Source organism: Nocardia beijingensis NBRC 16342, from assembly GCF_001612785.1.
Classification (GTDB): Bacteria; Actinomycetota; Actinomycetes; order Mycobacteriales; family Mycobacteriaceae; genus Nocardia; species Nocardia beijingensis.
Genome location: NZ_BDBC01000016.1, coordinates 1 through 12,093 on the forward strand (window position 1 = coordinate 1; position 12,093 = coordinate 12,093).

At 71.1% G+C, this 12,093-nt stretch carries 9 protein-coding genes; all 9 read right to left on the reverse strand.

Going from position 1 to position 12,093, the window contains the following annotated elements:
* Positions 1-1,227, reverse strand: a 1,227-nt coding sequence (ftsW, locus tag NB3_RS10900; RefSeq protein WP_067800505.1) for a putative lipid II flippase FtsW, incomplete at its 3' end; no start/stop codon positions are given.
* Positions 1,228-1,441: 214 nt separating this feature from the next.
* The gene (gene murD / locus NB3_RS10905) at positions 1,442-2,899 is read right to left on the reverse strand and encodes a UDP-N-acetylmuramoyl-L-alanine--D-glutamate ligase (RefSeq protein WP_067800506.1); all 1,458 of its coding nucleotides are present in this window, start codon (positions 2,897-2,899) and stop codon (positions 1,442-1,444) included.
* 47 nt (positions 2,900-2,946) lie between these two features.
* Positions 2,947-4,023, reverse strand: a complete 1,077-nt coding sequence (mraY, locus tag NB3_RS10910) for a phospho-N-acetylmuramoyl-pentapeptide-transferase (protein ID WP_039797126.1) — start codon at positions 4,021-4,023, stop codon at positions 2,947-2,949.
* Positions 4,020-5,558 carry a UDP-N-acetylmuramoyl-tripeptide--D-alanyl-D-alanine ligase gene (locus NB3_RS10915; RefSeq protein ID WP_067800510.1) on the reverse strand — a complete coding sequence of 513 codons (1,539 nt, stop codon included), beginning with the start codon at positions 5,556-5,558 and terminating at the stop codon, positions 4,020-4,022. Before NB3_RS10915 ends, mraY begins: the two co-directional genes overlap by 4 nt.
* Positions 5,555-7,138 (reverse strand): UDP-N-acetylmuramoyl-L-alanyl-D-glutamate--2,6-diaminopimelate ligase, encoded by a 1,584-nt coding sequence (locus NB3_RS10920; RefSeq protein WP_157111716.1) that lies wholly within the window; start codon positions 7,136-7,138, stop codon positions 5,555-5,557. Before NB3_RS10920 ends, NB3_RS10915 begins: the two co-directional genes overlap by 4 nt.
* A 293-nt stretch (positions 7,139-7,431) precedes the next feature.
* Positions 7,432-9,327 (reverse strand): peptidoglycan D,D-transpeptidase FtsI family protein, encoded by a 1,896-nt coding sequence (locus tag NB3_RS10925; protein ID WP_067800512.1) that lies wholly within the window; start codon positions 9,325-9,327, stop codon positions 7,432-7,434.
* The gene (ftsL, locus tag NB3_RS10930) at positions 9,324-10,103 is read right to left on the reverse strand and encodes a cell division protein FtsL (RefSeq protein WP_084486136.1); all 780 of its coding nucleotides are present in this window, start codon (positions 10,101-10,103) and stop codon (positions 9,324-9,326) included. The genes NB3_RS10925 and ftsL overlap by 4 nt, the downstream gene beginning before the upstream one ends.
* Positions 10,104-10,224: 121 nt before the next feature.
* The gene (rsmH, locus tag NB3_RS10935) at positions 10,225-11,199 is read right to left on the reverse strand and encodes a 16S rRNA (cytosine(1402)-N(4))-methyltransferase RsmH (RefSeq protein ID WP_067800518.1); all 975 of its coding nucleotides are present in this window, start codon (positions 11,197-11,199) and stop codon (positions 10,225-10,227) included.
* 183 nt (positions 11,200-11,382) lie between these two features.
* On the reverse strand, positions 11,383-11,814 hold the full coding sequence (gene mraZ, locus NB3_RS10940) for a division/cell wall cluster transcriptional repressor MraZ (protein WP_039797118.1): 432 nt from the start codon (positions 11,812-11,814) through the stop codon (positions 11,383-11,385).
* Between the last annotated feature and the right edge of the window lie 279 nt (positions 11,815-12,093).

Genomic DNA, 12,093 nt, shown 5'->3' on the forward strand with positions numbered 1-12,093 from the left:
CCGGCCACGGCGGGCGCTCGCCCGCGCCGGTGCGTACACCTCGGGTTTGGGCAACCGCAACAGCCTACTGAAGCGACCGTCCTGTCCGGCGTGCAGCGCCGCGACGGCCTCCGGCTCGTGTCTGGCCGCGTTGGCGATCAGCCCGAACATCAGCAGGGTGATCGCCAGCGACGAGCCACCGGCGGACACCAGCGGCAGCTGCAACCCGGTGACCGGCAGCAGACCGACGACATACCCGATGTTGATCATGGCCTGCCCGGCGATCCACGTGGTCGCCGACGCGGTCAGCAATTGCAGGAACGGATCCGCCGACCGGGTGGCGATGCGCAGGCCGGTGTAGACGAACAACGCGAAAAGCCCGAGCACCAGCGCGCAGCCGAGGAAGCCCAGCTCCTCTCCGATGATCGCGAAGATGAAGTCGTTGTGCGCGTTCGGCAGGTAACTCCACTTGGCCCGGCTCTGTCCGAGCCCTCGACCCCAGATCCCACCGTCGGCGAGGGAGTACAGCGCCTGCCGAGCCTGATAGTTGTCGCCCTGCGGGTCCGAACCCGGGTTGAAGAAGGACCGCACCCGATTGGACCGGTAACCCGCGGACATGGCGAGCACGCCCGCGGCGACCACACCGGACACCGCGATCGTCACGAACAGCCGGATCGGAAGGCCGCCGAACCACAGCAGCGCGCCGAGGATGATGCCCACCGCGACCGTGGTGCTGAGATTCGGCTGGACCACGATCAACAGACAGACCAGCACACCCGCCGGGACCAGCGGCACCAGGATGTCGCGCAGACTCGACCCCATCGCCCGCCGGGAAACCAGCAGGTGCGCCCCCCAGACGATCAGCGTGACCTTCACGACTTCGGACGGCTGCACCGACACCGGGCCGAGCACCAGCCAGCGCCGCGCGCCCTGCACACTGGTGCCGATACCGGGGATGAGCACAAGCGCCAGCGCCAGCACCGAGAGCGCGAACAGCGGGAACGACGCCTGGCGCAGCAGGCGCAGCGGAACGCGCAGAGCCAGGTAGAACAGCACAGCGCCGATCGCGGCGAACAACGTCTGCTGGATGAACAAGGAGTACGCCGACCCGCCCTCGGCATACTCCACGACTCCGGACGCGGACAGAACCATGACGAGTCCCAGCGCGGTCAGCAGCGTGGCGATCGTGACGACGAGATGGAACGACGCCAGCGGCCGTGCCAGCCACGAAGCGGGACCGGCCGCCATGCCGCGGCCACGCCGTGGCGGCCCGGCGGCTTCTCGCGCGCCCGCGGTCCGCGCCGCCCTGCCGGTCCAACGCCTGCCGTTGCCCGAAGTCACGAGGCACCCGCGCTCGACGCCGGTGCGACCACTGAGGCGACGGACGAGCGGACCGCTCGCGCGTGAAAACGACTCGACCGACCGGAGCGGGTGTACGTACCCCGCCCGCCCCGGTCGGCGGTCATCGCAAACCCCCGATATCGGTGGTGCCTAGATCACGGTCTTCCAAGGCGTGCACCGCCGCGGCGAAACTGCGGCCGCGGTGGGTGTAGTCGGCGAACATGTCCAGCGACGCGGCGGCGGGAGCCAGCAGCACGGTGTCGCCGCGGCGGGCGAAACCGGCGGCCGCGCGCACGGCCCGCGCCATGACGGCGTCGGCGGCGGCGGTCCTCGACGCTTCGTCACCCATCCCTGCATCGTCTCCCGCGACCAGCTCGACGACGGGGACCTCGGGCGCGTGTCGCGCCAACGCGGCCGCAAGCACCGGCGCGTCGACGCCGATCAGCACCGCCGCGACCAGCCGGTCGGCGACCTCCTCCACGAGGTCGTCGACGTGCGCGCCCTTGAGCTGGCCGCCTGCCACCCAGACCACCTGCGGATGCGCCAGGATCGACGAGCGCGCCGCGTGCGGATTGGTGGCCTTGGAGTCGTCGACGAACTCGACGCCGGACAGCTCGCGCACGAACGCGGCGCGGTGCGGCCCGACCTTGTGCTCGATCAAGCCTTCCCGGACGAACTGCGGCGCGACGTCGATCGCCCTGGTCAGCGCGGAGGCGGCGAGCGCGTCGGCGACGCCGGCCGGACCGGGCGGGCTGATGTCGCCCACCTCGGCGAGGATCGCGGCCTTGGTGAACGCGCGGTCGAGCAACTTGCCGTCCACCACGCCGAGTTCACCGTCGGCGGGCACGCCCACCCGGAAGCCGACGGTCCGGCGCGCCTTGGACTTGCGGGCCAGCGAGGCCGCGACCGGATCGTCCAAGCCGACCACGCCGACCCGGCCGACCAGCGCCCTGGCCTTGGCCGCGGCGTAGGCGTCGAGGCCGCCGTGCCAATCCAGGTGATCCTCGGCCACGTTCAGGACGACGCCCGCTTCCGGGCGCACCGACGGCGCCCAATGCAGCTGGAACGACGACAGCTCCACCGCGAGCACCTGCGGACCCGGATTGCGCCGCAGCGCGTCCAGGATGGGCAGGCCGATGTTGCCGCACGCGACGCTGGCGATGCCGGCCGCGCGCAGGATCGAGTGCGTCATCTGGGTGGTGGTGGTCTTGCCGTTGGTGCCGGTGACGACCAGCCACTTGCGGACCGGACCGTAGATCCTGGCCTGATCGACCCACCAGGAGAACTCCACGTCGCCCCACACCGGCGTGCCCTCCGCGACCGCGGACGCCAGCACCGGCGAGTCCGGCCGCCACCCCGGGCTGGTGATCACCAGCGCGAACCGGCTCCAGTCCGCACTCTCCAGTTCCGCGGTGGTGGCCACGTCCAGCCCCAGCCCGGCCGCCTCGGCCAGGGCCGAGGCCCCGCCGTCGGTCACCACCGGACGCGCGCCGATGTCGCGCAGCGGTTCCACCAGCGAGCGTCCCGACACGCCCCAGCCCGCGACCAGGACGTCGCGTCCGCGCAGGAATTCCAGCATGGGCCCCGGTGTGCGCAGAGCGCGCGGAGAATGTTCGACCATCTCGCTCACCCGACCGCGGAGAGGTATTCGCTGTAGAACAGCCCGAGCCCGACGGCGGAGGCCATCGCGGCCAGGAGCCAGAATCTGATGATCACCGTCGTCTCGGCCCATTTGCTGAGCTCGAAGTGATGGTGGAACGGCGCCATCTTGAACAACCGGTTGCGCGTGGTGCGGAAGACCGCGACCTGCAGCACCACCGACGCCGTCTCGGCGACGAACAGCGCGCCGATGACGATCATCAGCAGTTCGGTGCGGGTGGTGATGGACAGGCCCGCCAGCAGGCCGCCGAGCGCGAGCGAACCGGTGTCGCCCATGAAGATCTTGGCCGGTGCGGCGTTCCACCACAGGAACCCGACGCAGGCCGCCGCGCCGGCGGCGCAGACCAGGGCGAGATCCAGTGGATCGCGCACGTTGTAGCAGCCGGTCTCCGGCTTGGTCTCGCAGGCGTGGTAGTACTGCCAGAACGTGATGATCACGTAGCCGCCCAGCACCAGGCTCATCGATCCGGCGGCCAGTCCGTCGAGCCCGTCGGTGAGGTTCACCGCGTTCGACCAGGCCACGACAACGAAGCAGACGAACACCAGGAACACGACCACGCCCATGGTCACCGTGCTGATGTCGCGCACGTAGGACAGGTGCCTGCTGGCGGGCGTCAGCCCGCTGCCGCCGCGGAACTGCAAGGCGAGGATGCCGAAGATCACGGCCGATGACAGCTGGCCGAGATACTTGCCCGCCGCGGTCAGGCCGAGGTTGCGCTGCTTGCGGATCTTGATGAAGTCGTCGACGAAGCCCACCGCGCCCAGCGCCGTGGCCAGTCCGAGCACGAGCAACGCCGACGCCGACGGGCCGTCGGCGTCGTAACCGATGCCGATCAGGTGCGAACCCAGGTAACCGGCCCACATGCCGACCAGGATGGCGACGCCGCCCATCGTCGGGGTGCCGCGCTTGGCCTGGTGGCTGGCGGGACCGTCGACCCGGATCTCCTGCCCGAAGCCCTGCTTGGCGAACAACCGGATCAGCAGCGGGGTGAGCAGGATCGAGACCGTCAGCGCGATCGCCGCGGCGAAGAGAATCTGTCTCATCCTGCTGCCTCCGTGTCCTGTCCCACCCCGTTGTTCACCGCGCCGCCGCGTGCGGCCACGGCGCTCGGGTCGGTCAGATGCTCGGCGACCTCCCACAGACCGACCGACTTCGATGCCTTGACCAGCACCACGTCACCGGGGGCCACTTCCTGTTCGAGCAGCGCGATCGCCGCCGCGATGTCCGGCACGATCACCGATTCCTCGCCCCACGACCCCTCCATCACCGCGCCCTGGTGCAGCGCGCGAGCGGGCCGCCCCGTGCCGACCACGACCACCCGGCTGACGTCCAGCCGCACCGCGAGCCGCCCGATGGCGTCGTGCTCGATGACGGATTCCTCGCCGAGCTCGCCCATCTCGCCGAGCACCGCCCAGCTGCGCCGCGGCGTCTCGGCCGCGCGCGCCATGCTCACCAGCGCTTTGAGCGCGGCGCGGACCGAGTCCGGATTGGCGTTGTAGGAGTCGTTGACGACGGTGATGCCGTCCGCGGTGGTGCGCACGTCCATCCGGCGGGCGGAGGCGGCGCGCGCGCCGGACAGCGCCGCGACGACGGTGTCGAGGTCGGCGCCGCATTCCAGCGCGACCGCGATCGCCGACAGCGCGTTGCCCACGTGGTGCTCGCCGTGCACGGCCAGACGCACCTTGGCGCTGCCCGCGGGCGTGTGCACGGTGAATTCGGCCCTGGCCTGGTCGTCGAGCCTGATGTCGGTGGCACGCACGTCCGCGGTCGCGGCCTGGCCGACCGTCACCACCCGCGCCGACGTGCGCGTGGCCATCGCGGCGACCTGGGGATCGTCGGCGTTGAGCACGGCGAGCCCGGTGGGCGGCAGCGCCTCGACCAGCTCGCCCTTGGTCTTGGCGATGGCCTCGCGGCTGCCGAACTCGCCGAGATGCGCGGTGCCCACGTTGAGCACCACGCCGATGCCCGGCGGCGCCACTTCGGCCAGCGCCGCGATGTGGCCCGGCCCGCGCGCGGACATCTCCAGCACCAGGAAACGGGTGCCCGCGTCGGCGCGCAACGCCGTCCACGGGTGGCCGAGTTCGTTGTTGAACGACCCCGGCGGCGCCACCACCGTGCCCAGCGGCGCGAGGACGGCGGCCAGCAGATCCTTGGTGGAGGTCTTGCCGGAGGAGCCGGTGACGCCGACGACGGTCAGCCCGCCCGCGGCGACGAGACGCGACACGCTGGCGCGGGCGAGCGCGGCGAGCGCGGCCAGCACGGCGGCGCCGGAACCGTCCGCGTCATGGCTGAGCGCGACCGAAGTCGACGGCACGCCGCCGCGGTTCGGCGCGACGACGATGGCGGGCACGCCGACCGGCCGCGCGGCCAGCACCGCCACCGCGCCCGCGGCGATCGCCGCGCCCGCGTAGTCGTGGCCGTCGGAGCGCTCGCCCGGCAGCGCCAGGAACAGATCGCCGGAACCGATTCGGCGCGAATCGAATTCCACCGCGCCGGTCACTCGCACCTCCGGGTCGGCGACGTCGTGCAGCGTGCCGCCGACGACGTCCGCGATCTCCCGCAGTGTCATCTCGATCATGAAACCGTCAAGTCCTCCGCGTGGTTACCTTGCGGACTGCGTCTTTCCAATGCGGCCGCGAGTACGTCGCGGTCGTCGAAGGGGTGCTTCACGCCCTGGATCTCCTGCCCTGCCTCATGTCCCTTGCCCGCGATCAGCACCACGTCGCCGGGGCGCGCCCAGGCCACCGCGGCGGCGATGGCTTCGGCTCGGTCACCGATCTCCCGCACCTCACCGCGTTCGGCCTCGGCGACCTCCAGCGCACCGGAGCGCATGGCGGCGCGGATGGCCGCCGGGTCCTCGGTGCGCGGGTTGTCGTCGGTGATGATCAGCAGGTCGGCGCCCCGCGCGCCCACCGCGCCCATCAGCGGCCGCTTCGCCGCGTCCCGATCGCCGCCCGCGCCGACCACCACCGCGAGCCGTCCCGCGGTGTCCGCCGCGAGATGCCCTCGCAGCGTGGCGATCACGGACTCCAGCGCAGCGGGCTTGTGCGCGTAGTCGACGATCGCCAGGAAGTCCTGTCCGCGCTCCACCCGCTGCATGCGGCCCGGCACGTCCACGGTCGCCAGCGCCGGTGCCGCGACCGACGGCTCGACGCCCGCCGCGGCGCACACCGCCACCGCCAGCAGGCCGTTGGCGACGTTGTAATGGCCGGGAAGCCGCAGCCGCACGGGAATCTCGCCGCGCGGACCGGCCGCGGTGAAGTCCTGTTCGCCGCCGTGCGCCGACACCGCCCCCGCGACACTCCAGGCGGCGGTCCCGGTGGTCGACACGGTGACCGGATCGGGCAGGCCCGCGGCCAGCCGCCGCCCCCACTCGTCGTCGACGCAGACCACGCTGGTGCGCGCCGCGACCGGCGAATCCGGTTCGAACAGCTTGCGTTTGGCGGCGAAGTAGTCCTCGAAGTCGGCGTGGAAGTCGAGGTGGTCCTGGGACAGGTTGGTGAACGCGCCCACCGCGAACCGCACCCCGTCCACCCGGCCCAGCGTCAGCGCGTGGCTGGACACCTCCATCACCACCGCGTCCACGCCCTGCTCGACCATCAGCGCGAACATCGCGTGCAACTGCGGCGCCTCCGGAGTGGTCAGCGCGCTCGGCACCCGCCTGCCGCCGATCCTGGTCTCGATGGTGCCGATCAGCGCGGTGGACAGCCCCGCGGCGGCCAGTCCCGCCTCGACCAGATAGGAGGTCGTGGTCTTGCCCGAGGTGCCGGTGATCCCGACGATGCGCAGTCGCTCCGAGGGGTTGCCATAGATCGTGGCCGACAGCTCGCCGAGCACCGCTCTCGGGTTCTCCCGCACCAGCACGGGCACCTCGAGCGGACCGGCCAGCTCCGCGCCCGCCGCGTCGGTCAGCACCGCCACCGCGCCGCGGGCGACGGCGTCGCGCGCGAAACGCGCTCCGTGCGCGCGGGCTCCGGGCAGTGCGGCGAACAGGTCACCGGGCAACACGGCGTCCGAGCGCTGCTCGATGCCGGTGACCGGCACGTCACGCGCAGCCGATCCGGGGCTCGTCGCGGCCCCGATGACAGCGGCCAGCGACGCCAGCGGCGTCGACGGCGAATGCTCTGGCCGCAATGCGCGCGGTTGACCGGACTGCACAGAAACCAGGCTCCTTTCGGGGGCGGCGATCGACGTGTCAGGTTACCGGCGACCGGTCACGGCGGGACCATGCGCCCCGTCGCAAAGCCGGGGAAGTCGCCCACCGCACCCTACGGGTTCGCCCGCCCGGCCCTGACCGCGCCACGCGGCACCCGGACGCCATCGGTCGACGACGCGGCGCGTACCGGGGGCCGCCACGCGTCTCCGGCCCTCGAACACCGCACTCACCTGCTGTTTCCTCCGCATACATCCGTTCTCGCCGCTACCGCTCGCCCACCCCGGGAGGGGTCCGATCACCCTGCCTGCAAGACGAATTGCCTGGACGGCTGGGCCGACGGCGGGATGCGGTCGCGTTGCAGCGCCCAGGACGCGATGTTGTGGAACAGCGGCGCCACCGACCCGCCCCCGGAGCCGTCGGAACTGCGGACGGGCGCGTCGAGCATGAGCCCGATCACGTACCGCGGATTCTCCGCAGGAACCATGCCCGCGAACGTGATCCAGAAGGACGACGTGGAGTAGCACCGGCAATTGCGATCGACCTTCTGCGCGGTACCGGTCTTGCCCGCCACCTGGTAACCCGTGATGGCCGCAGGCCATCCGGTGCCGTTCTGATTGGCGTTCATCGGGTCACGCTGCACCACCGCCTGGAACATCGTGCGCAAGGTGGCGGCGGTCTGCTTGCTCACCACCCGCACGCCGTCGGGCTGGGTCTCCTCGGTGCGGGTGCCGTCCGGGGCGATCTTCGCCCGGACGATCCGGGGCGGGATGCGGACGCCGTCGTTCGCGATGGCCTGGTACATCCCGGCCATCTGCAGCGTCGTCATCGAAAGGCCCTGGCCGATGGGGAGATTGGCGAAGGTGCCGCCGGACCACTGATCACGGTCCGGCATCAGGCCCGCGCTCTCGCCCGGCAAGCCGATGCCCGTGCGCTGCCCGAGCCCGAACCGGTGCGCCATGTCGGCGAAGCGGTCCTCGCCCACGCGCTGCGCGAGCATCAGCGTGCCCACATTGGAGGACCTGCCGAAAATTCCGGTGGTCGTGTAGGGCTCGACGCCGTGCGACCACGCGTCGTGCACCGTGACCCCGGCCATCTGGATCGCGCCGGGCACCTGATGCACCTCGTCCGGATCGGTCAGGCCGTACTCGATGGACGCCGCCGCCGTGACGATCTTGTTCACCGAGCCGGGCTCGAACACGTCCGTGACCGAAGGATTGCTCAGCTGGGCATTGGCCCATTTCTGCGGTCCCAGGTCGGGATTGAACGTGTTGTCGTTGGCCATCGCCAAGACCTGCCCGGTCTTGGCGTCCAGGACGACGGCCGAGGCGGAACCGGCACCGGAGACGTCTTTGGCCTGCTGCACCTGCTGCTGTACGTAGTACTGCAGATCGGAATCCAGGGTGAGCTCCACCGTCGATCCGTTGACGGCCGGCTGTTCGTCGCGCCAGCTGCCGGGGATCACCGCGCCGTCGGAACCGCGATCGTAGGTGTGCGATCCGTCGGTACCGGCCAGCACCGAGTCCAGCGACGACTCCAGCCCGATCTGCCCGTGGCCGTCCCAGCCGACGGCGCCGACGACATTCGCCGCCAGCGACCCGCCGGGATACACCCGGGGAAACTGCTGATCGCTGCCCACTTGCGGGTACTTCTCGGTGATCTCGTCCGCGACGCGGGGATCCACGTTCTGGGCCAGGAACACGAATTGCTCGTCACTGTTCAGCTTGGCGAGCAGGTCCGCTTCCGCGGGCGCGTCCTTGCCGAGCTTCTCGTGGATGGTGCGCGCGATGTCGCGCAGCCGCTGGTCCGGATCGGGCGCCTTGTCGTTCTTGGCCTTGGCGTCGGCCAGCTCCTTGCGGACGGCGACCGGCCGGAAATGCAGTTTCTTCGCCGACACGGTGAAGGCGAGCGCCTTGCCGTAGCGGTCGGTGATCGGCCCGCGAGTGGCCGGATCGGGCTGATGGGTGGTGCGCTGGCTGGCCGCCTGCGCCGACAGTCCCGGCGCGGCGATGCTCTGCACCCACAGCAGTTGCAGCGCGACGACGGCGAGCGCGACGAACATCACCACTCGTCCGACGCCGAGGCGCAACCGCAGCGGACCGTCCGGGACAGCGGAACGGGGAGCCCGCGCGCCCGCCGTGCGGGGCGCCGACGACCCGCGCCGCGGACGCGGCGCGGGCCTGGGATGGGTCACTGCGGCACTCCGTCGGGCGCCGCCTCCGGCGCCTGCGCGGCTTCCTGCTGTGGCGCCGGTTCCGTCGGCGGCTGCGGCGCGGCGGCCCGCGGCGCGGCCGACGGTCCTGGCAGCGGCGGATTGATCGCCGGGGTCGGGCTCGGGCTCGCCGGCGTGGGTACCGCGTTGACCTGCGCGTTGTTCTGTGCTGCCTGGTTCGGCTGACCCGGCGCCGGAGCACCGGGCGTGGTGGTGACCGGCACCACCCGCTCCCCGCGCGGCGACCGCGCGGAAGGCGAGGCGTTCAGCGGCGGCACAGGAGTGCCTTCCGCCGGGGCGGGCTTGCCGATCACCGTGACCGAGCCATCCGGGCCGACCAGCAGGCGAGCCGGGTCCTTGGCGGGGATCATGCCCAGCTCCCGCGCCCGCAGGGCCAGCTCGGGCGCCGAATCGGCGACCTCGACCTCACGCTGCAGGGCCGCGCGCTCGTCGGCCAGCCGCCGGTTCGTCGCCCGCGCGTCGCCGAGCTGGTAGCTGTCCTCGGCGGCCCTGGTGGTCAGCAGCAAAGTCAGCGCGAGACCGCAACCCAGCAGGGCGATGATCGCCGTGACGAACGGGATGCGCGCCGCCATCGCCGAGCGCCGCACGGCGGGCAGGAAAGCGCCGTCCGACCCGCTCTCGCGCATGCGCCGCCGCGCGTAGGCGCGCTGCGCCGCGCCCGACTTCACCCGCTCGGCGTCCTGGACCCGCCGGGCGACCCGGCCCGGCGCTTCGACGGTCCGCGTCCGCACGCTCATGAATTCCCCTCCTCCGTCCTCCGGGGACGCCGGGCGGGCACAGCGCTGCGCTGTCTCATCCGGCTTCCGCCACCACTGCGGGACATCCGCATCCGGTCGGCGCGCCGCGGGCACTGCTCGCTCACCGCGCCTCCTGGATCCGCTCGGCGGCGCGCATGCGCACCGGAGCCGCCCGCGGGTTGTCTTCGATCTCCTGCTCGGTCGCTTTCTCCGCGCCACGGGTCAGCATCCGGAACTCCGGTCCCATGCCGGGGAGCTCGACCGGCAGGTCCACCGGCGTCCTGGACGCGGTATGGGCGGTGAGTTCGTGCTTGACCACCTTGTCCTCCAGCGATTGGTAGGACATGACGACGATGCGGCCGCCCACACGCAGCGCGGCGAGCGCGGCGGGCAGCGCGGCCCGCAGGGAGTCGAGCTCCCCGTTGACCTCCACCCGCAGCGCTTGGAACGTGCGCTTGGCCGGGTGCCCGCCGGTGCGGCGCGTTGCCGCGGGGATCGTGGCGTACAGCAGCTCCACCAGCTCGGCGCTGGTGCGGAACGGCTTGCTCTGGCGACGGCGGATCACCTCGGCGGCGATCCGGCTCGCGAAGCGTTCCTCGCCATAGGTCCGCAGCACCCTGGTCAGGTCACCGTGGCTGTAGGTGTTGAGCACATCGGCGGCGGTGGGCCCTGTGGTCGGGTCCATCCGCATGTCCAGCGGGGCGTCGACGGAATAGGCGAAGCCGCGGTCGGCCTCGTCCAACTGCATGGAGGAGACGCCGAGATCCATCAGGATCGCCGAGACCGAACCGGTGGCGGGCAGGCCCGCCTCCGCCAGCGCGTCGACGATGCCGTCATAGCGGGTGTGCACCAACGTGATTCGATCCGCGAACGGCGCGAGCCGCTCACCGGCCAGCTTCAGCGCGGTGGTGTCGCGGTCGAGCCCGACGAGACGGACGCCGGGGTAAGTACTCAGGAAATGCTCGGCGTGACCACCGAGGCCGAGCGTCGCGTCCACGTAGACCGCGCCCGGCTCGGCCAGGGCCGGACCGAGTAGCGCGTCGGCTCGCTCCAGCAGAACCGGAACATGGCGGGGACCGCGCTGTTCACGGTTCACCTAGACCTCCCGGAGTCTGCCTCGCGTCGTCGCGCACCGCACACGGGTCGCCTTGCTACACAGTGCTTTCTATACGGATACGAATGCCCCGTGGTCTCTGACCGAACTTCGGCACCTGGCGTCGGGGAAGTACGTCAGGGTCCGCGTCCGGGCAGAGACCGCGTGGCACTCGTGCGCCCGCGGCTAGAAGATTCCGCCCAGCGACTCGTCTCTGGCTTGCGAAAAGTCCTCCTCGTGCTCGGCGAGGTAGGACTCCCACGCCTGCTTGTCCCATATCTCCAGGAAGTCGACCGAACCGATCACCACGCAATCCCTTTGCAGGTTGGCGTAGCGACGATGGTCGGCGGACAACACGATCCGGCCCTGCGCGTCCGGACGTTGTTCGTCCGTTCCGGCCGCGAGTGCCCGGACGAACGCACGGGCCTGCGGATTGCTTCGAGACGCGGCCGCCGCTCGCCGGGCGAGCGCGGTGAACTCCTCTTTCGGGTACACGGCAAGGCTGTGGTCCTGCCCCTTCGTGACCATCAACCCTCCCGCCAGATCGTCTCGAAACTTCGCAGGCAACGTGAGTCGCCCCTTGTCGTCCAAGCGAGGTGTGTAGGTACCGAGAAACATCCCGATACCTCCCTAGTCGATCACCTCGATGGTCGGCCCTTCGGTACTGCGCGCTCCACATTACCCCACTTTCCCCCACTTTCAATCGAAACAGGCGGTGATCTGGCTCCCGACTCAGACGATTCCGCAGGTCATGTCAGCTATCACCGGCGTGGAGAACTTTCACGAGTTCTGCCGACACGCGCCGACCCAGGTGACAAACGCCCGAAAACACCCAGCAAACGCCCTGGTGCGATGCGGGACGGGGCGAAGTGGGGGAACTTCGTGGGGCGGTGTGGG

What these genes read in the sequence shown, in the direction of transcription:
- murD (WP_067800506.1), bottom strand. Translation starts at nt 2,899, where the DNA reads ATGCTGGAATTCCTGCGCGGACGCGACGTCCTGGTCGCGGGCTGGGGC.
- mraY (WP_039797126.1), bottom strand. Translation starts at nt 4,023, where the DNA reads ATGAGACAGATTCTCTTCGCCGCGGCGATCGCGCTGACGGTCTCGATC.
- NB3_RS10915 (WP_067800510.1), bottom strand. Translation starts at nt 5,558, where the DNA reads ATGATCGAGATGACACTGCGGGAGATCGCGGACGTCGTCGGCGGCACG.
- ftsL (WP_084486136.1), bottom strand. Translation starts at nt 10,103, where the DNA reads ATGAGCGTGCGGACGCGGACCGTCGAAGCGCCGGGCCGGGTCGCCCGG.
- mraZ (WP_039797118.1), bottom strand. Translation starts at nt 11,814, where the DNA reads ATGTTTCTCGGTACCTACACACCTCGCTTGGACGACAAGGGGCGACTC.